General features: G+C 52.3%; 22 protein-coding genes and 1 tRNA gene. 16 read left to right on the top strand and 7 right to left on the bottom strand.

Annotation, left to right across the window (positions count from 1 at the left end):
• Positions 1-436 (top strand): methyl-accepting chemotaxis protein (locus tag QJ48_RS26935; RefSeq protein WP_237763072.1); only part of this gene is annotated, 436 nt, incomplete at its 5' end.
• A 99-nt stretch (positions 437-535) separates the two neighbouring features.
• Here the strand turns inward: QJ48_RS26935 and QJ48_RS26930 are convergent.
• Both QJ48_RS26930 and QJ48_RS26925 read right to left on the bottom strand, forming a co-directional pair.
• Entirely contained in the window at positions 536-1,573 is a 1,038-nt protein-coding gene (locus QJ48_RS26930) for a ribonucleotide-diphosphate reductase subunit beta (RefSeq protein ID WP_010499619.1), read from the bottom strand.
• Between the two features lie 316 nt (positions 1,574-1,889).
• The gene (locus QJ48_RS26925; RefSeq protein ID WP_054976481.1) at positions 1,890-4,115 is read right to left on the bottom strand and encodes a ribonucleoside-diphosphate reductase subunit alpha; all 2,226 of its coding nucleotides are present in this window, start codon (positions 4,113-4,115) and stop codon (positions 1,890-1,892) included.
• 507 nt (positions 4,116-4,622) lie between these two features.
• On the opposite strand from QJ48_RS26925, the gene QJ48_RS26920 reads away from it, so the two are divergent.
• Together QJ48_RS26920 and QJ48_RS26915 are read left to right on the top strand one after the other, a co-directional pair.
• Entirely contained in the window at positions 4,623-6,290 is a 1,668-nt protein-coding gene (locus QJ48_RS26920; protein WP_054976480.1) for a copper resistance CopC/CopD family protein, read from the top strand.
• A gap of 139 nt (positions 6,291-6,429) precedes the next feature.
• The gene (locus QJ48_RS26915) at positions 6,430-8,166 is read left to right on the top strand and encodes a bifunctional diguanylate cyclase/phosphodiesterase (RefSeq protein ID WP_054976479.1); all 1,737 of its coding nucleotides are present in this window, start codon (positions 6,430-6,432) and stop codon (positions 8,164-8,166) included.
• Between the two features lie 122 nt (positions 8,167-8,288).
• On the opposite strand, the gene QJ48_RS26910 is transcribed toward QJ48_RS26915, so the two are convergent.
• Positions 8,289-9,218, bottom strand: a complete 930-nt coding sequence (locus QJ48_RS26910; RefSeq protein WP_054976478.1) for an aldo/keto reductase — start codon at positions 9,216-9,218, stop codon at positions 8,289-8,291.
• Between the two features lie 194 nt (positions 9,219-9,412).
• Here QJ48_RS26910 and lepB point away from each other — a divergent pair, with 194 nt between their 5' ends.
• Complete coding sequence (gene lepB, locus QJ48_RS26905) at positions 9,413-9,928, top strand: signal peptidase I (protein WP_082420695.1); 516 nt, start codon at positions 9,413-9,415, stop codon at positions 9,926-9,928.
• Between the two features lie 64 nt (positions 9,929-9,992).
• Here the strand turns inward: lepB and QJ48_RS26900 are convergent.
• Positions 9,993-10,063: transfer RNA gene (locus QJ48_RS26900), tRNA-Gly, on the bottom strand.
• A gap of 240 nt (positions 10,064-10,303) precedes the next feature.
• On the opposite strand from QJ48_RS26900, the gene QJ48_RS26895 reads away from it, so the two are divergent.
• Positions 10,304-11,536: an MFS transporter gene (locus tag QJ48_RS26895; protein WP_054976476.1), complete on the top strand. Its 1,233-nt coding sequence runs from the start codon at positions 10,304-10,306 to the stop codon at positions 11,534-11,536.
• 9 nt (positions 11,537-11,545) lie between these two features.
• Here QJ48_RS26895 and QJ48_RS26890 read toward each other — a convergent pair whose 3' ends face one another.
• Complete coding sequence (locus QJ48_RS26890) at positions 11,546-12,217, bottom strand: helix-turn-helix domain-containing protein (protein WP_054976475.1); 672 nt, start codon at positions 12,215-12,217, stop codon at positions 11,546-11,548.
• A 193-nt stretch (positions 12,218-12,410) separates the two neighbouring features.
• Here QJ48_RS26890 and QJ48_RS26885 point away from each other — a divergent pair, with 193 nt between their 5' ends.
• Positions 12,411-12,845 carry a hypothetical protein gene (locus QJ48_RS26885; protein ID WP_054976474.1) on the top strand — a complete coding sequence of 145 codons (435 nt, stop codon included), beginning with the start codon at positions 12,411-12,413 and terminating at the stop codon, positions 12,843-12,845.
• Between the two features lie 144 nt (positions 12,846-12,989).
• Here the strand turns inward: QJ48_RS26885 and QJ48_RS26880 are convergent, their stop codons facing one another.
• Both QJ48_RS26880 and QJ48_RS26875 read right to left on the bottom strand, forming a co-directional pair.
• Positions 12,990-13,460, bottom strand: coding sequence for an ImmA/IrrE family metallo-endopeptidase (locus tag QJ48_RS26880; RefSeq protein WP_054976473.1), 471 nt, complete (start codon positions 13,458-13,460; stop codon positions 12,990-12,992).
• 25 nt (positions 13,461-13,485) lie between these two features.
• Positions 13,486-13,932: a helix-turn-helix domain-containing protein gene (locus tag QJ48_RS26875; RefSeq protein WP_054976472.1), complete on the bottom strand. Its 447-nt coding sequence runs from the start codon at positions 13,930-13,932 to the stop codon at positions 13,486-13,488.
• A 264-nt stretch (positions 13,933-14,196) separates the two neighbouring features.
• Between QJ48_RS26875 and QJ48_RS26870 the strand changes: the two genes are divergently transcribed.
• The 10 genes from QJ48_RS26870 (at position 14,197) to QJ48_RS26820 (ending at position 22,679) form a co-directional block, all read left to right on the top strand.
• On the top strand, positions 14,197-14,514 hold the full coding sequence (locus QJ48_RS26870; protein ID WP_054976471.1) for a hypothetical protein: 318 nt from the start codon (positions 14,197-14,199) through the stop codon (positions 14,512-14,514).
• Between the two features lie 74 nt (positions 14,515-14,588).
• Positions 14,589-15,101: a DUF1492 domain-containing protein gene (locus tag QJ48_RS26865; RefSeq protein ID WP_054976470.1), complete on the top strand. Its 513-nt coding sequence runs from the start codon at positions 14,589-14,591 to the stop codon at positions 15,099-15,101.
• A gap of 115 nt (positions 15,102-15,216) precedes the next feature.
• A complete protein-coding gene (locus tag QJ48_RS26860; protein WP_054976469.1) occupies positions 15,217-15,852 on the top strand; it encodes a hypothetical protein in 636 nt (211 codons plus the stop codon).
• A gap of 688 nt (positions 15,853-16,540) precedes the next feature.
• Positions 16,541-16,969 carry a DUF6838 family protein gene (locus tag QJ48_RS26850; RefSeq protein ID WP_054976467.1) on the top strand — a complete coding sequence of 143 codons (429 nt, stop codon included), beginning with the start codon at positions 16,541-16,543 and terminating at the stop codon, positions 16,967-16,969.
• Positions 16,962-17,195, top strand: a complete 234-nt coding sequence (locus QJ48_RS26845) for a hypothetical protein (protein ID WP_237763071.1) — start codon at positions 16,962-16,964, stop codon at positions 17,193-17,195. The genes QJ48_RS26850 and QJ48_RS26845 overlap by 8 nt, the downstream gene beginning before the upstream one ends.
• Positions 17,196-18,512 carry a phage tail sheath family protein gene (locus tag QJ48_RS26840; protein ID WP_054976466.1) on the top strand — a complete coding sequence of 439 codons (1,317 nt, stop codon included), beginning with the start codon at positions 17,196-17,198 and terminating at the stop codon, positions 18,510-18,512.
• 1 nt (position 18,513) lies between these two features.
• The gene (locus tag QJ48_RS26835) at positions 18,514-18,987 is read left to right on the top strand and encodes a phage tail tube protein (RefSeq protein WP_036687701.1); all 474 of its coding nucleotides are present in this window, start codon (positions 18,514-18,516) and stop codon (positions 18,985-18,987) included.
• Between the two features lie 25 nt (positions 18,988-19,012).
• Positions 19,013-19,435, top strand: a complete 423-nt coding sequence (locus QJ48_RS26830) for a phage tail assembly chaperone (protein ID WP_054976465.1) — start codon at positions 19,013-19,015, stop codon at positions 19,433-19,435.
• A 227-nt stretch (positions 19,436-19,662) separates the two neighbouring features.
• Positions 19,663-21,891 carry a hypothetical protein gene (locus QJ48_RS26825; protein WP_054976464.1) on the top strand — a complete coding sequence of 743 codons (2,229 nt, stop codon included), beginning with the start codon at positions 19,663-19,665 and terminating at the stop codon, positions 21,889-21,891.
• Positions 21,891-22,679 (top strand): LysM domain-containing protein, encoded by a 789-nt coding sequence (locus QJ48_RS26820; protein ID WP_054976463.1) that lies wholly within the window; start codon positions 21,891-21,893, stop codon positions 22,677-22,679. The genes QJ48_RS26825 and QJ48_RS26820 overlap by 1 nt, the downstream gene beginning before the upstream one ends.
• Positions 22,680-22,857 lie beyond the last annotated feature (178 nt).

Raw genomic sequence — 22,857 nt, 5'->3', positions numbered from 1 at the left:
GAGGCGTCGGCGGGGCAACTCGCAGCAGCGGATCGAAGAATTTCAGCGGGGGACGGTATCCGCCGTATCGGTAATGCGCGCAAGCGCCGGTCAGGTCGAAACGAGCCATACGGCGGTGAACGAAGCCGGAGACGTATTCCGGCTCATTGTAGACGAAGCGAAAAAAGTATGCGATCAAATCCAGGATATTTCGGCGGCTGCCCAGCAAATGTCGGCAGGGTCGGAGCAGGTGACGGCGGCCTTGAACGAGGTGGCGCGCATTTCCGACGACAGTGCGGCAGGGGCGAATCATGTGCTCTCCTCGTCGCAGGAGCAGCTGTCGGCGATGGAGTCGATCACCGCTTCGACGGAAGGGCTGACGCGGCTCGCGAAGGAGCTGGAGACGGTCTGCCACGAGCTGCAGACGGAACGGAAAAAGCATATGTCTTCTTTATAAAAGCAGATGGATTAAACGAAAAAGCATCCCGCTTCGCTGCCGTCAAGGCAAAGGAAGCGGGATGCTTTCGTTAGTCGGTAAGCGCGTTGGGGGTCCGGCTTACAGGTCGTCCCAGTTCAGGTTGGACGATTTGCTGTAGTTGGTCACCTTTTGCTCGAAAAAGTCCGTCTTCATGCTGTTCATGTTGCTGAACGTCTCGACCCATTTCATCGGATGCTCGACGACTTCGGGGTACAAAATTTCCAGGCCGAGCTTGCGCAGGCGCTCGTTGGACAAATATTTGATGTACTGGTCGATGATGTCGTTGCTCAGACCGTGAATGTTGTTGTTGGTGATGTATTGGCCCCATTCGATCTCGTGCTGGACGGCCGTCTTCATCATCTGGCGCAGATCTTCAATCAGCTCGTCGGTGAACAGCTCCGGATTTTCCTTGCGGATTTCGCGGAAAATGTTCTGGAACAGCGCCAGATGGGTCAACTCGTCGCGCTGAATGTACTTGATCTCCGAGACGGTGCCGAGCATCTTGCCTTGGCGTCCAAGCGCATAGAAGAAGCTGAAGCCGCTGTAAAAATAAATGCCTTCGAGAATGTAGTTGGCCATGATGGTGCGCATCAGGTTTTCCGTGGAAGGCGTCTCGATGAACCGTTCGTACAGGTCGGTGATGAACCGGTTGCGGCGCAGCAGATGCTTGTCCTCGCGCCATTGGTTATAGATGTCGTCGCGCACTTCCGCCGAGCAGACGCTGTCGAGAATGTACGAATAGCTCTGGCTGTGCACGGCTTCCTGAAATGTCTGTACCGTCAGGCACAGGTTGACTTCCGGAGCGGTGATGTACTCGTTGATATTCGGCAGGTTGGCCGTTTGCAGCGAATCGAGAAAGATCAGGAAGCTGATGATCTTATCGTAGCTTTGGCGTTCCACGGGCGATAGGAATTTGTAGTCCTTCGCATCTTGCGCGAGCGGGATTTCTTCGGGAATCCAGAAGTTGTTCATCATCGTGCGGTACATTTTGGTTGCCCAGTCGTATTTGACGTTGTTCAGCTCAATCAGGTTCGTCGTGTTGCCGCCGATCATGCGGCGCTTGCCCCAATCCCGGTCGCCGTGCTCGTTAAACAGCTTTTTCTTTTGAAGCTCCATTGGTTGGTCTACCCCCTAAAGTCGAATGACCCTCCTAAATCCTCCCTAGTAGGGAGGACCCCATGGGGCGCCGGCCCCCTGGACCCCGGAATGGGTCGGTTGAGTGAAGTTGTGCATATGAGAGACGGTTGATAGTGGATCGCTTTCGTACATAAGACTCTTTGCATTTGCAAAGAGTCCTATGTACACGCTTTACGTTTAGAGCGTTGGAGTTCATTGGGTAGCGCGCTTCGCTGCCGCCCGCGAACTCCGGGCTTTTTCGTTGAGGAGGGGGCGCTCAAGCGCGCCCGGCCCTAACGGATTGTTGGTAGTTCGTTTACGCGCTGCAGCTTACGCAATCCTCGACTTCGAGGCTTTTGTTGCGGCAGTAGTAGACGGTTTTCAGGCCATGCTTCCATGCGGCCATGTACATTTCCAAGAACTCGCGGGCGGACAGCTCCGGTGTGATGTACAGGTTGAACGATTGCGATTGGTCGATATGGCGCTGACGGGCGCCGGCAGCCCGGATACTCCAGTGCTGGTCGATCCGGTGCGCTTCCTTGTAAAACCACATCGTTTCCGGGTTCAGGTTCGGCGCGGTTTGCGGGATGACGGCGTTCTTCTTCTCTTCGACGAAAAACTTGTTGAAGATCGGGTCGATCCCGGCCGTCGAGCCGGCGATGAGCGAGGTGGACGCCGTTGGCGCGATGGCGAACATCCAGCCGTTGCGGACGCCGTGTTTCGCGACCTGTTCCTTCAATTCGAGCCATTCCGGGCTGTTGTAGCCGCGGGCTTCGAAGTATTCGCCGGTCTGCCATTCACTGCCCTCGAATACGGGGTAGGCGCCTTTTTCTTTGGCGATTTCCATCGAAGCTTTGATGGCGTAGTAGTTCATCCACTCGTACACTTCGTCGGCTTTCTGCACGTGCTCGTCGGATTCCCATTGAATTTTGAGCTGAGCCAGCATTTGATGGTACCCGCTGGAGCCGAGGCCGACGGCGCGGTACTTTTTATTCGTAATTTCCGCTTGCGGAATCGGGTAATAGTTCAGGTCGATGACGTTGTCCATCATCCGCATCTGCGTCGTGACGACGCGCTCGATGTCTTCCTTCGTATAGACGCGGCCGAGGTTGGTCGACGACAGGTTGCAGACGACGAAATCTCCGCTTTTCACCTTCGTCGTAATGATGCCGTCCTCGTGTTCCGTTTGGATCATCTCGGTGGCACTCATATTTTGGCAAATTTCGGTACACAGGTTCGAGCAATAAATCATGCCTTTGTGCTTGTTCGGGTTGGCGCGGTTGACCGTATCGCGGAAGAATACGAACGGCGTGCCGGTTTCGAACGAGCTGGTCAGGATGCGCTTCATAATGTCGATGGCCGGAATTTCGTCCTTCGAAATTTTGTCGTCGTTCACGCAATCCCAGTAGCGTCTTTCGAATTCCTCGCCCCACGAATCTTCGATGGAGTAGCCCTTGATCTTGCGCACTTCGTGCGGATCGAACAAGTACCACGTGCCGCGTTCCTCGACCGTTTTCATGAACAGATCGGGGATGCAGACGCCCGGGAAAATGTCGTGGGCCTTCATCCGATCGTCGCCGTTGTTCGTCTTGAGGTTCAGGAAGTCCAAAATATCCTTATGCCACACGTCAAGGTAGACGGCGACGGCTCCGGAACGGACGCCCAACTGGTCGACGGCGATGGCCGTATTGTTGTAGTTCTTGATCCAAGGCACGACGCCGCCGGCGACGCCCTTGAATCCGCGGATGTTGGAACCGCGGCTGCGCACTTTGCCGACATAGATGCCCATGCCGCCGCCGTGCTTGGATACCTGCGCGAAGCTTTGGTCTACGTTGTAGATACCCCACAGGTTGTCCGGGACCGTATCGATAAAACAGCTGGAGAGCTGATGCAGTGGCTTGCGAGCGTTCGCCAGCGTCGGCGTCGCCACAGTCATCTCCAGATTGCTGAGCACGTCGTAGAACTGCTTCGCCCAACGCAGCTTATCCGTTTCCTTCATGGCCAGGTGCATCGCAACGCCCATGAACAGCTCCTGCGGCAGCTCCAGCACTTCTTTGTCCAGTCCCTTGATCAAATAGCGGTCGGCGAGCGTTTTGAGGCCGATGTAGTTCAGCAGGTAATCGCGCTCCGGCTTGATGTAAGTGCCGAGTTCCTGAATTTCTTCCCGGCTGTAATGCTCCAGAATGTATTTGCCGTACAAGCCCATATCGGTCAAATAGGTGATCAGCGAATACAGATCGCCGTAGCCGAAATGGCCGTATTTACGGTTTAAGCGGGCTTCCTTATAAAGATCGTAGGAAAGCAGCTTGGCGGCGACGTACTGCCAATTCGGCTGCTCGACGCTTGTTTTTTCCACGGCAACCTGAATGAGCAGGCGCTGGATTTCCTTGGTTGTAATCCCGTTGCGGAACAAGGGCAGCAGAGCGGTTTCCAGCTCCAGCGGATCGCATTCCGGATAAGTTTCGCACGCGAAGTCGATGACTTTTTTCATTTTTGCGAACACGAGTTCTTCCTTCGTGCCGTCCCGTTTTACGATGATCATGCATTCAGCTCCTTAGGAATGTTCAAAGAAAAAAAGCATGCCGCCGCCTTGCAGGCAGACGCATGCCGCTAACGCTTCGTACGAAGCGTTAATGTCTGGCAACGGGCAGGGTTCCCGCTTCTGAAGCGTCTTCCTGTCGTTCTGCCGGTCCGTCATCGATCAGGCCTGACGAACCGTGCGGGTGCGGCTTCATTATCAATAGCGATACCCTAACGAGTTTCCACAATATGTCGTAGTTCTTGATTCTTTCACCTACAATATGTAGTTGTTTTCGCGAAGCAATATCATGAATTTACCGCATCGCCGCTTCTCTGTCAATCTATTATTTCGGCCGAGAATCGCCAAAAGATTAGGACAAAATCGCGAAAAAACGCCGAATTTGGTTTGTTATTGCGTTTTATGCTACATTTACTATGGGCTGCGGGAAACCTGCCTTTTTTTGCGAGCAAAATCGAGGTCATGGGATGATGACACCGGGTCTCCGGTGAACGATAGGAGGAGTCACGAATGGAATGGAGAGGGAAATGGGGAGAGACGTACAGGAGGCTCGCCTTATGGCTGCTGATCGTCGGGTTCGGCTTCATGTATCTGTTTGGGTCTGCGGCCCCGGCCGGTGCGCACGCCTCCCTCGTACAGACGGTTCCGGCAAACGGTGCGGAACTGGAGAAGCCGCCGGAGCAGGTGGTCTTGACGTTTAACGAACGTCTGGAGGAGGGGCTGTACTATTTAAGGGTTTACGACGGCAGCAAGCGCAAGGTGACGGACAAAGCGGCTGTGATGAACGATACCCGCACAACCTTGACCCTAGATCTACCCGGACTGACCAAAGGCATCTATGTGGTGACTTATCACGTCATCTCGGCGGACGGGCATCCCGTGGACGGTACTTATTTGTTTGCGGTCGGCCAAAGTTTGGACCAGCCGTCGGGCGTTAGCGGCAGCGCGCCTGCGATCGAGCACTTGCACCGCCACGATGGTCCGATGAGTACGTTTGGAGTGAAGGATGTACTGCAATTCGGTTCGCGCATTTTGTTTTATTTGGCTTTGCTCGGTTTTACGGGCTGGCTGCTCTGGCTGCGCTGGTTCGCTCCCGGAGAAAAAACGGATCCGTCCCGCGTCCGGCTGAAACAGTGGGCGGAACGGCTGCAGCAGCTCTATTTGATTGCATATATTTTGTTCATGTGGGCGCATATGGGCGATCTGATCGGCGACGGGGGAGCGGAAGGTCTGATCCGTTTGTTCACCCAAACGACGGTCGGCTACGCCTGGCTCGGAGGTTTGCTGCTGGCGCTGCTGTCCTTTGTCGTCCTGTACCGCAGCGTCTTTCTTGACTATATCTGGCTTGCGCTCGTCTGGTTCGCCAAAAGCCTGCTCGGGCATGCGGCCGCTTTTGAACCGAAAAGCGAAACGCTCGTGCTGGATTGGCTTCATCTGGCCGCCTCTTCGGTATGGGTCGGAGGTCTGCTGATGCTGCTCGTCTTGTGGCGTACGGATAAGGAAGTGGGCAAACGATTCCTTCCGCGCTTCTCTACGGCGGCGCTGATTAGCATCTTGCTGCTGACCGTCTCCGGTGTGCTGACCGTGTTCATTTTTCTCCCGGACGTACGGCATATCGTGGAGACCGGGTGGGGCAAGCTGCTTCTGGCGAAGACCGGGCTTGTGCTGTTGGTCGTTGTGACTGCGGCGCTGATCCGCTTCTTGTTCCGCAAAAGCGACAAACAGAGTGCAGGCCGCCTGCTTGGAGTCGATGCCGTGCTGATGACGCTTATTGTCGGCGTCGTCGGCGTATTTACTTACTTAACCCCGCTTCCGGCCAACGAGCCGATGAACTGGCATGTGATGGGCGAGAAGATCCATATGACCGCGCAGGTCAGTCCGAACGTGCCGGGCGTCAACGATTTTGCCGTTAAAGTGTGGCTCCCCGAAAAGCTCGGCAAACCGAAGCAGGTGATCATGAAGCTGCAGGCGACGGACAATCCGGAAATTGCGCCGCTCGTGGTGCCTGTCGAATATACGGAGGATGTGAGCTTCGAGGAGTCGTTTGGGTTAAAAAGACATACGTACAAAACGCGCGGCGCTTATTTGCCTTATCCCGGCCAATGGAAGCTGGAGGTACGGGTTCTTGACAGCAATGACGATGAAACGGTATATGAACATATGTTCCGAGTTTATTGATCGGAATTTCGACAATGATTGAACTTTATCGTTTTATGTCGGTGAATATGGGTCTTTATGACTAAAGTCCTCTTGTCCTTTTGGTTCTGGGGAATTAGAATAAAAGAAAACCCTTCATCAGAGGAAGCAGAGGATCGACATGGCAAAAAAACGGAGTCCTGTAGGTTCGGGTCTGCTGCGGGAATGGCGGCATAAACTGTATCGGCACGCTGCGATTCTGCATCTGGGGTGCGTCATGGCCGGTGCGGAAATCGTACTGCTTTCGCTCAAACAGTTGCTTGGCGTACCTAATGACCCGTTGGACTTCATTACATCGGGCTTGACCGTGCTGTTGGTCGCCCCGATCCTTCATGCGGCCGTTCGGAAAAACAGTGTCAATCCGGTTCGGGCGCTGGCCCCGGCCATCGTTATTATGGCGTTCGCAGAGATTGTGGAATTGGCGGTGCGCTATGCGTCGTGGCAAACCGCTGACTTGATGAGAACAACGGCCGATCTGACGGGTCTCGCTCTGCTCACGACACCAATCCTTTACTTTGTGCTGACGGATATGCGCAACCGGGAGTTTACGGTACGCCAGCTTACGTACCTCGCCTATCACGATATGCTGACCGGGCTGCCGAACCGCCAGAAGTTCCAACAAACCGTCGGCATGTCGATCCGGAAGGCCAAGCTGTCGGGGCGCAAGCTGTCCGTCATGTTCATCGATCTGGACCGGTTTAAGAACGTCAACGATACGTTCGGCCATGCGTTCGGCGATCTCCTGTTGACGGAAGCCGCGGAACGGCTTAAAAGCGGACTGCAGGCAGGCGATTGCGTGTCGCGGCAGGGCGGAGACGAGTTCACTGTGCTGATCAAGGATACGTCACAGCCGCAGGATGCCGAGAAGGTGGCGCAGCAAATCATTCATCTGCTCAGCCAGCCCTTTGCCATAGACGGCCACGAGCTTCGTGTGGGCTGCAGTATCGGAATCGCGATGTATCCGCAGGACGGGGAAGATCCCATTACGCTCATGAAAAATGCCGATACGGCCATGTACCGGGCCAAGGAGCTCGGAAAAAACGGCTACCAGTTCTACAAGGCCGAGATGAACGATACGGTCATCCAGAAGCTGGTGATGGAAGAGTGGCTGAACAAAGCGTTGGAGCAGGAGGAGTTCGTCCTGTATTACCAGCCGCAGGTCGATATTTTTACGACCCGCATGAACGGAATGGAAGCGCTCATCCGTTGGAATCATCCGCGGCTTGGTTTTATCCCGCCGGGCGAATTTATTCCGCTGGCCGAAGAGACGGGATTGATCATTCCGATCGGACAATGGGTGCTGCGCACGGCCTGTAAGCAGAACAAGGCATGGCAGCTCGCCGGGTTTCCGCCGCTGAAGATGGCGGTGAACATTTCCCCGATTCAGTTTCACCAGCACGATTTCGTCCAAGTCGTTCTCGATGCGCTGCAGGAAAGCGGGCTGGAGCCGCGGTATTTGGAGCTGGAAATTACCGAAGGCATTGCGATGTACCATGTGGATCAAGTCATTCAAAAGCTGCAAACCTTGCGCGAGCTCGGCGTACATATCTCGATGGACGATTTCGGCACCGGCTATTCGTCCCTCAATTATCTTAAGAAGTTTCCGATCGACAAGCTCAAAATTGCGCAGCAGTTCGTCCGCGACATTACGGTCGATCCCGACGACGCTGCCATCGTCCAGGCGATTATGGCCATGGCGTCCAGTCTGAAGCTGAACGTTATTGCCGAAGGGGTCGAGACGGAGGAGCAGCTCTCCTTCCTGCTCGATATCAAATGCCGGGAAATTCAAGGCTATATTTACAGCAAGCCGGTTCCGGCAAACGAATTCACCGATCTGATGCTGCGGCCTCCCGCTTGACGGAAATACAGAAGCGTTCCAGTCCCCGTCCAATGCGAGGGCCGGAACGCTTCTGTGTTGTTTGGCTGCAAGAGGGGCCTTGGCTTCCTTCCTGGAGGCATGGTAGCGACCGATTCGGATGCTTAGGCGTTTGTTTCCTGCCAAGCCTGCGGGTGACCGTCGCCGACATACTTCGCGGCAGCGGCGTTGGCGATGACCTGCTGGCGGCTTTTGCAGCCCGGGATTACCGCACTGACCGCAGGATGTTTCAGGCACCAAGCCAGCGCCCAAGTTGCCATGTCCATGCCTTCCGGCACTTCGTGCTCGCGGATGCGCTTCACTTCCTCCAGCTTCAACCGCGTTTGCTCCGGGTCGTGCCGATGGCGGACGTCGTTCTCCGCGAACGAGGCGCCGGGATTGTATTTGCCGCTCAGGTAGCCGCTGGCCAGCGGCACGCGCGCCAGCACGCCGAGTCCTTGGCGCTCGCAGGACGGGAAGACCCGCTCCTCGGGCTTGCGGTCGAGCCGGTTGTAAACGACTTGAATTACCTTCGAATTCACGCGTTCGGAGGCGTCCGTTTGATGGAGGTTGTCGTTGCTGCCGATGGATGTGCCGAGATGCCGTATTTTTCCCGCCTGTACTTGTTTATCCAGCAAGGTCCACAGCTCGTCCTGATCGAAGGCTTCGTCTGTGCCCGAATGAAACTGATAAAGATCTATGTAGTCCGTCCGTAGCGCTTTGAGCGAGGCATCGAGCTGAGCAAGCACTGCTTGCGGCGACCATTCCTGACTCCGGTCCAGATGGGCGTGAAATTGATGCCCGAACTTGGTGGCAATGATCCAGTCTTCGCGCCGACCCCGGGAAATGTAGCTTCCGATGAGCGATTCGGACGTATGGTCCCCGTAGCATTCCGCCGTGTCGATCAGGTTGATGCCGCACGCCTTGGCTTCGTCCAAAATTGCATCCGCTTCTTCCTGGGTAAACGGCTTGCCCCATTCGCCGCCGAACTGCCATGTGCCGACGCCGATGACGGATACCTTCATGTTTGTTTTGCCCAGCTTCCGGTATTTCATCGATAATCCCTCCTCGAGCAAATGATTTTGTGCGCTCCCTCCTGATTTTACCTAATTCGCTAGCTTGCTTCAAATGTACGGCGAAGGGCGGGCCAATTTCTAATTTTAAGGTTATTTTAATACTCTTTTCCTTCGTATCCGGTATAGTTAAGAGAAACGACGTTGAGAAGGCGAGGGAGAAGCTCTTGAACCGAATGATGCGATGGGCGAAGGAATGGGTAGCGCCGCTTGGCTTGGCTGTGATCATCAGCTTTTCGTTCAACACATACGTGGCGCAGGGGATGAAGGTGCCGACCGGTTCGATGCTGCCGACCATTCAGCTCGACGATAAAGTGTTTGTGGAAAAGATGGTCGCGCTGACCGATTTTAAGTTCGGCGACATCGTCGTCTTTTATCCGCCGCTCAAGGGAGAAGAAGACAAACGCTACATCAAACGGCTGATCGGATTGCCGGGCGATACGATTGAAGTGAAGGACGGCGCGCTGTTCCGTAACGGCGAGAAGGTGGATGAGCCTTATGTGAAGGAGCCGATGAAATACCAGTTCGGCCCGGTTCAAGTGCCGGAAGGGAAATATTTGTTCCTTGGCGACAACCGCAACGACAGCAAGGATTCGCATCTGTGGCCGACGCCGTTCGTTGACAAAAGCAAGCTCGTTGGCAAGGCGCTGTTCCGTTATTATCCGTTCGATCAGATCGGGGAGATTAAGTAGCGGGGCTGAGGATGAAGCTTTGAAAAAAAGAAAAACCCTTGAATTTTCAAGGGTTTTTCTTGTAAGCGGGTGATGGGAATCGAACCCACGCCACCAGCTTGGGAAGCTGGAGTTCTACCATTGAACTACACCCGCAGGAAGATGTATTGGAATTATCGCACAGTACTGGAGAAAAATCAAGCAGTTATTATGCGGGACAGATCGCCTCCTTCATAGGAGTGATCTGTTTTTTTCATCCGACCACAGCGGAATGCTCCAAGTCAACTTTGTGCCAAATTGTTATTGCTTACTCAAGCCGACCCGCTTATAATAAACTCTACACATTTAACATACATACAAGTATAAAAAGTATATTTAATCTGCGGGGGATTGCGCTTGAATCGTTCGTTTTATGCTTTATTGGTCAGCCAAACGGCAACTAATCTCGGCTTTGCGCTCTATACGATGGTTGTGGTCATGCATCTTTACGCGCAGACCGGTTCGACGGCGTTGTCCGCTGCCGTGACGCTAATCAGCGCAATTTCGCGAATGGTCAGCGGCGTTGTTTTGCCGTCGTTTGCCGACCGCTTTCGGCTTCCCGTGCTGCTGATCTTTTCGCAAACGACGCAACTGGTAATTCTCCTGTTTCTTGCGCTGATGCTGACGCAGGACGTTTCGGCTTCGAGCTTGATTGTCATCATGGTGCTGCTCGCGATCATTTCTTTTTTTAATGGTTGGTTCTCGCCTGTGAAGAGCTCGCTGCTCCGGGCCGTCGTACCTGAAAATGAGCGGGTGAGAGCAATCGGCTTGTTATCGACGGTGGATCAAACGTTCCAATTTGCCGGGTGGACTTTGGGTGGCGTGCTGCTGACGGTTTTGGGCCAAGGGGCTGCGCTTGGGATTACTTTTGCTCTGCTCGTCGTATCGATCGGATGTTTGTTCCTGTTGAAGCGGCACGGGAAGCAGCATGAAACGCCGGTGATTCGGACGGAACCAGGACTTGTGGCCGGACTGACGGCAGGCTGGAAAATTCTTTACAGGCATGAAGGACTGCGCCTCCTCGTCGTGATGGATCTGATTGAATCTTGGGTCGGCACGATCTGGATCGGAGCCGTCACGTTAACTTTTGTCAAAGAGGCTCTGCACGAAGGAGAAGCCTGGTGGGGATACATTAACGGCGGCTACTATTTGGGCACCATCGTCGGCGGTTTGATCGTCCTTCGGCTTTCCCGCCGGATGCAGGGAAAGCTGACCGTGAGTATGCTGCTGGGAGCGTCTCTGTTCGGTGTGCTGACGCTGCTGTACGGGTTTGTATCGAACAGCATGTTGGCGCTGCTGCTCGTCCTGTTGATGGGGCCGGCTTATCAAATCCGCGATCTGGCGCAAGAGTCGATGGTTCAAAATAGCTCGGACGAGCATACCTTGCTTAAAGTGGCGGCAGCCCGGTCTACCTTGGTCCAGCTCATCTCGATGTTATCCATTGCCGTGATCGGAATCGTAACAAACGTTATAGGCGTTCGTCTGGTTTACATCGTCTCCGGCTGCGTGTTGCTCGTGTCATCCGCGTACGGTTTCGTGCAGCTGCAGCTTCGGAAAAAAGGGGCATTGCTGGAGCGCGAACACTTGTAGCGCCCCGTCTCAATCATTAGCCTGCTCCTCGTATTGCGGGAACAGAAGCTTGAGCATTCCGAGAATGCGCTGCCGGTCTTGATCAGTGAGCAAGTGGCCGTTGTAGTGAAGGCCGCTCACATATTGGAGCGACTTGCCGATATCGTACAGATGCTCGAGCGTCTGGGTATCGGTTTTTTCGGCGTCCGCTCCTGGCGTTCGGAATTGCTCCGCCATGCCTTCCAATTGGCCGATTAGCTTGTAAATCTCAACCTTCGGCGGATCTTGCTGAAGCAGTGCTTGCAGCGTGTCCGGCGTAATCTTAAAATCGTCGCCGAAGAACGGGCGATATTCCTGTTCCAATCGTTTGAGGGCCGCCCGGGGAATGACGGGAAGGGCTTGAACGATCCCGTCGAGGTCGATACCGAGAATATCGAGCAGGTCTTGGAACGCCTGCCGGTACTTGTGGGTGTCGGCAAGCTTCCGATAGCCGGCGGCCGCCATCAGATCGGCATACTCGACGCCCAGCGGTTCGACCAACTTCTCCAGCAGCTCGGGAGAGGGCATGTTTTTTTTCTTGCCCGTTTCGATCTGGGACAAATAAGGGTTTGAGTAGCCGATCCGATCGCCCAATTGGGTTAGCGTCAACCCTTTGGCCTCTCTTAGGCTTTTTAAATAGGCTCCGAACTGCTGAACGTTCATCCGCGCACATCCTTTCTTGTTTTTCTATTATACACTCTTACTTGCTATTAGTAAATATTATCGGAAATATTGTTGCTAATAGCAAGAATATGTGATAATGTTACTAACACAAAACAAGAAACGATGAACAGCAGCCCGCGGTTGCTTGCCCGCTGCAAGAATAACCATTCGGGTGAATCGAAAGGTGGTCGCTATGAACGATATGCTCACGCTTGCGCAAAAAAAAGCTGTCCGCGCAGCCATGGAAGAACGGCTGGCTCTGTACCGGAGCTACAAATACAGCAGCTTCGAACGCCGGGAAGCCCGGGTTACCGCCAGCTATGATCCGCGATACCACGGGGCGACGAATGCGGTAAGCGATCCGACCGCGCAGATCGCCGTGTACAATGTAAACGAGCAAATGCACCGCAGTTACGTGTGCGATTCCGTAGAAATCGCGCTGAGCCTGCTGCCGGATAAGCAGCAGTCGATCATCGAAACGCGGTATATGCGGCACAATACGCCGACGGATACGCAGGTATGCGACAGGCTGAGCATGTCCAAGGATACGTACGACCGAAACCGGCTCGCGGCGATGTACGAAATGGCCTTATTTTTGGAAGTGGATTGCGGGTTCGAGCTGACATAGCAGAATAAGCAGGCAACAATTAGACTGTTCTCTCTCGTGGGAGGCGGTCTATTTTTCTATCTGCGGATCTGCTGGGGGAGTATATTGAAAAAGCCGGCGCTTCCTACGCTAAGAAGTACCGGCTCTGAGTGTTGCTTACGCAAGCTAGATGGTAAAATACGTGTCTTCGCCTTTCCAGATGCTGTGCTGCCGCTTCGGGAGACTCTTTAAATGCGCTACTTCCTGCGGCACACCGCTTGCTGCCGCCGCTTCGTAGATCGTCATGCCGCCCAGAATGAGCTCGTCCGGCATCAGCAGCTCGACAGCGAACTGGTTGGCTTCGCTCTCGATCCGGTCGATCGAAACGAGCGTGTTCCTGCGAAGGAAGGGCGTATTTACCTTGGGGTGAAGGATCACGTGTCCGAGCTCATGGGCGCACGTAAAACGCTGGCCGGATTTATCCAGGCCTTGGTTAATATGGATGCAGCGGATTCGTTTGTACGTGCTGAAGTAACCGAGAATGTTGCCGAGCGGCTCAAAGAGAACATGGATGTTTTTCTGAGATGCGATTTTGAAAGGGTTGTTCGTTCCGTACTTTTTAATCAGTTGCAAGGCTGCTTGTTTCGAATTTCGCATCTGCTTTTCTACCCCCGTACCGATTTTATTTTCGATATTTGTTCGGGGTAAACTTCTGTTTCGCTAATTGCTTGGCAAGCCGCATGGAATTCTCTAGCGATATTCGCAGCAATTCTTTACTCTCCTCATCCAAGGTTTCGCCGTGAAAGGCAAGTGCTTCATCAGACTCGAGATCGCTGAGCATTCGTTCGAGATCCCGGGCGATGTCCTTCTCTTCTTTGGGTGTCAAGGGAGACGCGTCCCGCTTCTCCTCCATGGCCGATACGTTCGGCGAAGGCTCGTCGGACAAGCCCAGAAGGTAATCCGTCGTCACTTGAAAATGGGCGGCGAGCTTGCCGGCCATATCGGCGCTCAGCCGTTTTTTTCCCCTTTCGATCTCGTAATAATATTGAGGCGTAATGTTCAACAGTTCGGCGACAACGGTCCCCGCCATATTCCTTGCTTTTCGAATGTCCCGCACCCGATTCCCCATAAGACATGTCACCTTTTCTGAACTGGCTTTTTAATAGAAGAACATTTGTTTCCATTATATCAGCTTTTAGCTTAATAATCAAGCTTTGGAAAATTCAAAATGAAGAAATTGGGAGAAAAATTAAGCAAATAGTTTGTTTTTTGGATGTTTTTATGTGATAATTAATCTATATGATTAAATTGAATGGTTGTCATTTTGAAGCTAATAGCTTATTCTTAGTTTCGTAAAACGAACGATATGCTAACGAATGGAGGCGCCTCGAATATGACGAATTACGTCCAAAACCTTGAAGCTGCAAACGCGGCTCAACCGGCTAACCCTGTAAGGGAACGGCGGCAGGTTGCCGCAAAAACGGCGAAGAGCAACAAGGCGGAACAGGTTTATAGTGGGCAAGCAGGTCCTTTGGAACCGTGTCAACCGGTGACTTTGGAGATGATCCGGACGAAGTTTGCAGGGCTCGTTCAAGCCGGACGTCAATGTGAAATTCGGGCGCTCCTCCGGCACTACGGCGCCGAACGGCTGCCGGACGTTCCGACGGAATATTTTGACGAGCTGCTCCACGCGGCGGAAAAGTTCGGGTGAATGCTGCTGCAAGTTTAAGCTGTAAGTTCGATCGGACATACTTCCAGAGAATGACGAGAGGGGAACAAACCGGAATGATGATGCTTAATCTCGAACAAAACTACGAAAAAATGGCTATAGATCAGCTTCGCGGATATAAACGGCTTGTCGGACGAATCAAGATGCTTGAGAAATACCCTGTCAGCGGCGGGATGCGACTAGGCACGATTGTCCAGGACGGACAGCTGCAAGACCTGCACCGGCAGTGGCGGAAGCTGCTGGCATCCGGCGCAGACCAAGAAGCGCTGCGAAGCACAGAGGCGAGAATCAAGGCTCTATTGGAAGGGCTGCTGGGTACGTCGGACGGCTATCAGGGGATATTGGCACGGGTAAGCGAACTGCAGGAACTGGGGCGGCAAAAAGAGCAGATGGAACGTGCCATGGACACCTTGGACGATTTTAAACACGAATACGCACAAGTGCTCAAATTATTGTATGTGGATGGAAACGAGCCGAATGACATCGCATGCGATCTGGGCATTTCCTTATCCACCTTCTATGGATGGAGACGTAAAGCGTTGAAGGAATACGGAATATTGATTAGCTAGAGTCGCAGCGTTCTGCGGCTCTTTTTGCGTTATGGGTCTGCTTGACCGGTGCGGAAGGATTCGCTTGTGCTATAATGAAGCTAATTTTCAATAAAGAGGAAATGAGGAGGAACCGATGCTTCAGCAGGATTTGGCATTCATCAAAAACGTTAAAATGGAAGATATTCCGTGGCAGCGCCTGATTTCCTCCTACGGACGGGCAGCGGCGTTTCCGCAATGGTTTCATGCGATAGCTCATGGAGATGTGGAAGCGATGGGCCATGCTGCCGAGCGATTGGGCGAGGAGCTTGAGCATCAAAGCACGCTGTGGCACGCTACGCCGTTCGGCGTCATTTTTGCGATGCGGATGCTTGGCGAAGCTGCGAACGATTCCGTGAAGCAGGAATTAAGCGAGCCGAAGCGGGAACGATTGAATGCGCTTATCGTGGCGATGCTGAACATGTGCCAGCCCATTGCGGTTGCATGCGCAGATACGCTAGGCCATGTCGTCGACATGGAACCATTCTCGTCGATCACCGATCTGCTTCATGAAAATGAGCTTTGGCCGGAAGACGAAGAAGAGGACGAGGAACGTTGGGAGGACGATCCCGTCTCCGATCAGACATTTTACAGCTTCGTTTACTATACGGCGCAAATTTTGCTTCTATATAAGGAAGATATTCGCAAGCTTTGCGATTCGGTGCGTGAGGAAGTGCGGGATGCCGCCGGGGAGCTGTATGTGGTGATTGAAAGTATCGGGGTTGGGGGCTGAGTTGGCCGCGATTATTAATTTGGAAGGGAAGCAAAGGAATGCCCGTTTACCGGAAATTGTTGTATTTGTTTTGGGTTCTGACGCTGCTCTTTAGTTTTTACTGGGAAGCTTCCTCCGTAGATAAACACACATTAGCGGGTGCAGCGTATAATGCGATCCATACGATGATCGTTAGTGGTATGGCCCTTACTTTTTTGATTCATACGTTCATAATCAATTTGAAATCGCGCGGAATCGGGGCAGCGTTATTGGCCGCGCTTGTTTTACATTATTTTTACTTTATTTGCTACAAATACTATTTCAGTCTGCATATCGTACTTTAACTTGCGCGGACGAGCTCGCAGGGATGGAAAAACGTCGGAATTTCGCTGCAAAAGCGTTGGAATAACCATGGACAACCTTTGTAACGAAGTGCGGTTTTCCCGTGCTATGATGTTAATGTAAGATAATTGTGCTAAGGGGAACACGAACGAAAGAGTCGCAGCGATGCGGCTCTTTTTGCATTCGCTCCGTTGCACAAGATTAGGCTTCAGGGGGAGGGAGGATATGGAGCGGTTGCGCAAACTGGATAGTACAGTTCGAGCAGGCGATTTCCGGAGCACCCTTTGAGGTGTGGCCGCTGCCAGGCGGAAACGCAAGCTGCGGCAATTCATGAAGCTTTTATCCGGCTTCTATCGGGGTGGTGAACGTGGAAGAAATTAAGCAGGGGATTGCGAAACGGCTCAAGGAAATGTTTCCGGCAGCGAGCGTCTATACGGAACAAGTCGAGCAGGGCTTCACGAAGCCTGCTTTTTTTGTTCGGCAAACGGAAGGTGCGCAGAAGCACGTAATGAACCGCCGGTATATCCGGACGGGGACGTTCGACATCGCCTACTTTCCGGTTCCGGGCAGTCCGCAGTTGATTCGCGATTGCGAGACGGTCCGGGATGCATTGTACGAGCGGCTTGAACTGATCCCGTGGGAAGGTCATACGTATCGCAGCTCAGGCATGCGTTACACATTGACGGACAACGTGCTTCATTTTTATGTGAGCTTCGAGGTTCATGTAATGCGGCCGAAAGAGGCCGTGCCTACGATGCGAAATTTAGTACAGGAGGAACATATCCGACATGATTAAAAAAGGGACGTCGAAAGCGACAGCCATGAAGGAAGAGACGACTGCGGCGCAGGCTGCGGTTCAGGAGAGCTTGCCGGCTTTTACGAAGCAGCAGTTTTTGGAGTCGAAGCTGTTTACGGCGCAGCAAAAAGATTTGCTGAACGCTCTGCTGCAAGATGAGGAAACGTATACGACCGATCAGGTCAAACAACAAATCGAACAATATTTGAAAAAGGCGGTGGAATAGATGGCAGGCGGAACATGGACAACTCAAAACAAAGTACGCCCAGGGGTGTACATCAATTTCGAAGGTGAAGGTAAACCGGCCGGTACAGCCGGCGAACGCGGAATTATGACGATGGCGCTGTCGCTCGGCTGGGGCGAAGCGAAAAAGGTGCTGACCGTGGGTGCTGGAGACGATGTGAAAACGCTGCTCGGCTACGATATCGCAGCGCCTCAGCTTCTGCTGGTTCGGGAAGCTTTGAAACGCGCCAAAACGGTGCTGCTGTATCGTCTGAATGCCGGTACGAAGGCGGCCGCAACGGTCGGCGCGCTGAAGGTGACGGCCAAGCACGGCGGCGTACGCGGCAACGATTTGTCCGTCGTCGTTCAAGCGAATATCGATGACAATACGAAATTCGACGTGAAGACGCTGCTGGCCGGTCAAGCCGTCGATTCCCAGACGGTGGCCAATATCGCCGGGCTGAAAGCGAACGATTGGGTCGTATTTAGCGGCACGGGCGACTTGACGGCAACGGCGGGCGCTTCGCTCACCGGCGGTGCTGACGGCACCGTGACGAACCAAGACCATACCGACTATCTCGGAGCGATCGAAGTGTTCGACTTCCAAACGATGGCGCTCGCATCCGGCGACGCTACGTTGAAATCCGTCTACACGGCATTCGTGAAGCGGCTTCGAGATACCGAAGGCAAGAAAGTGCAGGCCGTGCTGGAAAACTATCCGGCAGCCGATTTTGAAGGCATCATCAGCGTCAAAAATGGCGTCGTGCTGACGGACGGCACCGTTCTGGATGCGGTGAAAGCGACGGTATGGGTAGCTGCGGCTACGGCCGGGGCGCAGGTGAACCAATCGCTGACGTACCAAGCGTACGACGATGCGGTGGACGTGGACATCCGTTACACGAACTCCCAAATCGAATCCGCCCTGCGCGGCGGTGAGGTCGTTTTTGTGCAAAACAAAGGCCGTGCGATTATCGAGCAGGACCTGAACACGTTCAAAAGCTTCCTGCCGACCAAGGGCAAAGCGTTCTCCAAAAACCGCGTAATCCGCGTGCTGGACGGCATCGCCAACGATATTAAGCGGATTTTCGAGACGTTCTATATCGGTAAGGTGAGCAACGACCACGACGGGCGCAATTTGCTGTGGAACGAGGTCGTCACTTACCTGAGAACGCTGCAGGCGAATGCGGCCATCCAAAATTTCAATTCGCAAACTGATGTGCATGTCATTCAAGGCCAGGACGCGGACAGCGTGTATGTGGAATTGCACGTCCAGCCGGTGGATTCGATCGAAAAAATCTACATGAAAGTGACGGTGAAGTAACATGGCAGATCAAAAAGTGTTACACGCTCGCGATACGATTAGCGGCCAGGAAGGCCGTGCTTACGCAACGATTAACGGAAATAAGGAAGAAATGTTCTACGTTAAAAAGCTGGAAGCCAAAGTCGAGAAGGAAAAGGCCGAAATTAAGGCACTCGGCCGCCGGGGAACGCAAAGCAAGGCGAAGGGCTGGAAGGGCACCGGCAGCATGACGATTTACTATATCACGACGCTTTTCCGCGACCTGATGAATGAATATATGGTCAGCGGTAAGGATACTTATTTCGATATTACGGTAACGAACGAGGATCCTTCCTCTTCCGTTGGAATGCAAACCGTTATTATCAAAAATGTCAATCTGGACAGCGTCATTATGGCGTCTCTCGATACCGGAAGCGACACGTTGGAGGAGGAAATCTCCTTCACCTTCGACGGTATCGAAATTAAAGATCGTTTCAAAGCCCCTTCCATGAACTAATCACATTAACAGGAGGACATGATTCATGAGCGATTTAAGCGTATTTTTTGCCCAAAATGCAGAAGCCAGCACGATTGAGGAAGTTATTATTTCCGAACGCTTCAAGGACCGGGAGGGCGTTCCGGTGCCTTGGCGTCTCCGCAGCATGACGGAGGAGGAAAACGAGGCGGTGCGCAAAGCCGTCACGAAGCGCGTCAAAGGCAAAGGCGGCAGCTACACCACCGAGGTCGACCAGAACGAATATATCGCCAAGTTGGCTGTGAACAGCGTCGTTTTCCCGAATCTGAAGGATGCGGAATTGCAGCAATCGTACGGCGTGCTCGGCGCCGAGTCGTTGCTGCGCAAAATGCTGCTCCCCGGGGAGTATGCCAACCTGCTCCAAAAGGTGCAGGAACTCAACGGCTTCGACAAGGACATGAACGAGCTGGTTGACGAAGTAAAAAACTGATCAACGAGGGCGCAGGCGAGGCGAATTACGCCTACTATGCCCTCCACGAGCTTCACATTTTACCGCAGGATCTCATGGCCATGTCGCGGCACGAAAGGGCCGCGATCTACGCCATGATCGACGTGCGGGTAGAGAAGGAAAAGCGTGCCCGCGCTAAAAAAGGGTTTTGAGGAGCGTCTCTTATGAGGCGCTTCTTTTTAGGTTGTAGAAAGGAGGTAGGGTGAGTAATGGCGTCAGTTTCAGCACTTTTGAAAATTTTTAACCAAGTCTCTAAAGGGCTACAGCTAAAAATGTTGAAAGCAGGCAAGGCTAGCCAAAGTACCAGCAAAGTTTTGGGACAAAAGGAGTCGGTCGGTAAACGATTTTCCCAAGTCTTGGGAAGGATTGACCACAGAGTGGCGTTGGAACCTGCAAAACAAGGCAGTCCCGATGCTCAAAAGGAGACGTTCGTCAAGAGATTTTCCGGTGCGTTTACAAATCTTAAAAACAAGATGACGCAATGGGGGCCTTTCAAGAAGGGGAACTCCGGCAAGTCACAAACGGATGCAGCAGATCAAGATCCTAACAAAGCTAATTCGTCAAAGGGCTCGTTTTTACAAAACGCTGTGCATGTATCGACTCTCTTACTAAACGGTTTGCGTATGTATAGGGTTATTCAAGCAATAAAGAATGGCTCGGGGCAAAAAAATTCTTTTAGCGATGCGGCCAAAAAGAACGAAGAGCTTGCCCAATCTCAAGACAAAGTCAATGATAAGTTGAAAAAAGGAAAAAAAGAAAGTGCAGGGATGCTGGAAAACTTTCAGAAGCAAGCCGCTGCAATTCTTAATCTTGAAAATGCTCAAAAGCTGTTTCAAGCTACCGTTGGAGGAGCAATGGAGCAGCAGGATCAGAAGGAAATGTTCATTAAGCGTACGGGCAGCAAGCAGGTCGGTACGGATATGTTTGAGATGTTAAAAGATGAAGCGATGAAGTCGGGGACGAATGTGAAAGAGTACTTGGCGAATTCTTTGAATTTCATGTCGGTAACCGAAAACTCAGACCAAATTACCAAGCTTAATAAAATTGCCCAACGCCTTGCTTTTTTCGATCCGGAGAAAAAAGGACTTGAAGAGAATGGCTCGGCGATAAAAGATGCTCTTGGCGGAGACGGTAAAGCGATGGACTCCTTGCTGGAGCGTTTTGCGATAAGTCCGGATAAAGCAAAGTCCTTGAACTTTGAAGAACTTACGCAAAAAGGGGATGCAAACGGGTTCATTTCCGCTCTAGAGAAGCTCTTGGAACTGAATAATATGGGGCAGGGCGTATATGACAAAATCTCCGATGTCCCAACCGAGCAAATTGCTACTCTGGGCGATCACATCAAAAACGCTTTTGCTAATTCGGGACAAGCCGCTTTGACAGCGCTGATGCCAATCGTAACGATGATCAATGAGGCGTTTGAATCCGGGAAGTTCCAGCCGTTCTTCGACGGTCTTTCAGCTGCGCTGTATGGTATCGCCAGCGTAACGGCAACTGTTGTGCAGTTTCTCTTGGATAACTGGACTACGGTTCAAAACGTTCTGCTTATTCTTGGCGGGGTGCTTCTGGTTCTTGCTGCCATTTGGCTGATCCAGTGGCTTGCTGGAATATGGCCGATACTGTTGATCATCGGAATCATCATGTTGCTGATCGATATTTTAAATCAGGTCGGCGTGTCAACAAGCGAGATTGTCGCTATAGTGATAGGGGTATTTTTCGGTTTATATACATTTCTGCGGAACGTGTTTGCCCTGCTTTGGGATATCATTGTTACTTTCGTAGAATCTGCGGCAAACGCTTTTTATGATCCTGTAAACGCCGTTAAAACTTTGATTTACGAAGTGGCAAAAGATGTGCTCGACTTTATCAATACAATTATCGGAGATATAGATTCGATTATTGTAAAAATCAATAAAGCATTTGGCAAAAATATTTCGGTCATTGGACAAATAGACGGCAAATGGGTAGAGGACTTAAAGCCGGAACAAGGAAAGCCAAAATTTGATCTGTCTAAATATAGGCTAGAGCAGCAAAGTGTTTTGGATGGCTATAACCAAGGAAAGAGCTTTGCCGAAAACGCCATGAAATTTGTTGCAGATAAGGGCGCCAATATGAAACAGCAATTTAGCGGCTGGAACAATATGCTCAATAAGGATTCGCCACCGGCCAAACAGCCTGGCTCCGAGCTTCCTAATCTCAACCACGTGAACTCGATCGGCCAAATCGATAATACAGTCGATATTTCCAGCGAAGACTTAAAGGTTATGCGGGACTTGGCTGAAATTCAGAGCATCCAAAACTTTGTGACGCTGACGCCAACCGTACAGGTGACCACAGGAGATATTCACCAGCCGACCGATGCGAACGAAATGATCCGGCGCATCGAAGAAGTGATGTCGCGCGAAATCGCAAATTCCGCTCAAGGGGTGTACGCGTGATGGAAGACCATTATTTTATTTATTTGAGCTTTAATAACCAGGCCGAGGGTTGGAGGCTGCCGGTTAACCCCGAATCGATCGAAATTTCGGAGGAAGGCCAAGGGAAAACGTACAACATCGTTGGTAAAGGCGGGGGGACAGAGGAGACGCGTGCGGGCGAAATTAATGTCATTCAGAGCCCGAGGCTGAAGACGGTCAGCTTCAGCAGCTTTTTTCCCTCAAAATCGCATAACTATCCGTTTATTGTACAGGGAATCCCGGAGCTGACTCCGAATCCGAAGTATCTGTATCTTAGAGATGGGATTCATGACCCGATGAAATACGTGAAAGATATCCGTAAATGGATGGAAACCAAGCATCCCATTCGTTTTATGTATATCGTTCGACGCGGTCGCGAAGATGGCAAACTGGATAACGCCAGCGATCGAGACCTTAACTTTCCGGCCTCAATCGAAAAGTTCGAATGGAAAGAAGTTGCCGGTTCCCCGGGTGATATCGAATATACGCTGTCACTTAAGGAATACGTCTTTTACTCTGCCAGAAATGTTCAGCCTGTTGTGAATGCCAAAGGGGAGACCGTTCTCGTTCAACAGCAACCTGACCGCCCGAACGAAGGGGTCATGCCGGAGACGCATACCTTTCAAGATGGGGACAGTCTTACGAAAATATCTACAAAGTACTACGGCGACAGTGCGCGTGCCCGCGAAATTCAAGAATTTAATGGGATTTCCGATTCGGAAGTGGAAGGTATCCAAAACGGCGCGGTACTGAAACTGCCGCCAAAGTAAAGGGGGACCGTCATGCTCCAGATCGAAATCGATAACAAGGATGGCTTCCTATGGGACCTTTCGGGGATCGTCTCCGAAGCGACATTTAAAACCGCCCGGGTCGGGCAGGCTTCAAGCTTTGAAATGACCTTGATCAAGGGCGGATTCTACGAAGCGAAAGAATTCAAGTACAACCTCG

Origin of the sequence: Paenibacillus sp. A3 (assembly GCF_001399685.1) — a bacterium.
Taxonomy (GTDB): Bacteria; Bacillota; Bacilli; order Paenibacillales; family NBRC-103111; genus Paenibacillus_G.
Note: the sequence above shows the minus strand (reverse complement) of the source record. Positions and strands in the feature narration are given on the sequence as shown.

What these genes read in the sequence shown, in the direction of transcription:
- QJ48_RS26930 (WP_010499619.1), bottom strand. Translation starts at nt 1,573, where the DNA reads ATGGAGCTTCAAAAGAAAAAGCTGTTTAACGAGCACGGCGACCGGGAT.
- QJ48_RS26925 (WP_054976481.1), bottom strand. Translation starts at nt 4,115, where the DNA reads ATGATCATCGTAAAACGGGACGGCACGAAGGAAGAACTCGTGTTCGCA.
- QJ48_RS26920 (WP_054976480.1), top strand. Translation starts at nt 4,623, where the DNA reads ATGGAATGGAGAGGGAAATGGGGAGAGACGTACAGGAGGCTCGCCTTA.
- QJ48_RS26915 (WP_054976479.1), top strand. Translation starts at nt 6,430, where the DNA reads ATGGCAAAAAAACGGAGTCCTGTAGGTTCGGGTCTGCTGCGGGAATGG.
- QJ48_RS26910 (WP_054976478.1), bottom strand. Translation starts at nt 9,218, where the DNA reads ATGAAATACCGGAAGCTGGGCAAAACAAACATGAAGGTATCCGTCATC.
- lepB (WP_082420695.1), top strand. Translation starts at nt 9,413, where the DNA reads ATGATGCGATGGGCGAAGGAATGGGTAGCGCCGCTTGGCTTGGCTGTG.
- QJ48_RS26890 (WP_054976475.1), bottom strand. Translation starts at nt 12,217, where the DNA reads ATGAACGTTCAGCAGTTCGGAGCCTATTTAAAAAGCCTAAGAGAGGCC.
- QJ48_RS26885 (WP_054976474.1), top strand. Translation starts at nt 12,411, where the DNA reads ATGAACGATATGCTCACGCTTGCGCAAAAAAAAGCTGTCCGCGCAGCC.
- QJ48_RS26880 (WP_054976473.1), bottom strand. Translation starts at nt 13,460, where the DNA reads ATGCGAAATTCGAAACAAGCAGCCTTGCAACTGATTAAAAAGTACGGA.
- QJ48_RS26875 (WP_054976472.1), bottom strand. Translation starts at nt 13,932, where the DNA reads ATGGGGAATCGGGTGCGGGACATTCGAAAAGCAAGGAATATGGCGGGG.
- QJ48_RS26870 (WP_054976471.1), top strand. Translation starts at nt 14,197, where the DNA reads ATGACGAATTACGTCCAAAACCTTGAAGCTGCAAACGCGGCTCAACCG.
- QJ48_RS26865 (WP_054976470.1), top strand. Translation starts at nt 14,589, where the DNA reads ATGATGATGCTTAATCTCGAACAAAACTACGAAAAAATGGCTATAGAT.
- QJ48_RS26860 (WP_054976469.1), top strand. Translation starts at nt 15,217, where the DNA reads ATGCTTCAGCAGGATTTGGCATTCATCAAAAACGTTAAAATGGAAGAT.
- QJ48_RS26845 (WP_237763071.1), top strand. Translation starts at nt 16,962, where the DNA reads ATGATTAAAAAAGGGACGTCGAAAGCGACAGCCATGAAGGAAGAGACG.
- QJ48_RS26840 (WP_054976466.1), top strand. Translation starts at nt 17,196, where the DNA reads ATGGCAGGCGGAACATGGACAACTCAAAACAAAGTACGCCCAGGGGTG.
- QJ48_RS26835 (WP_036687701.1), top strand. Translation starts at nt 18,514, where the DNA reads ATGGCAGATCAAAAAGTGTTACACGCTCGCGATACGATTAGCGGCCAG.
- QJ48_RS26830 (WP_054976465.1), top strand. Translation starts at nt 19,013, where the DNA reads ATGAGCGATTTAAGCGTATTTTTTGCCCAAAATGCAGAAGCCAGCACG.
- QJ48_RS26825 (WP_054976464.1), top strand. Translation starts at nt 19,663, where the DNA reads ATGGCGTCAGTTTCAGCACTTTTGAAAATTTTTAACCAAGTCTCTAAA.
- QJ48_RS26820 (WP_054976463.1), top strand. Translation starts at nt 21,891, where the DNA reads ATGGAAGACCATTATTTTATTTATTTGAGCTTTAATAACCAGGCCGAG.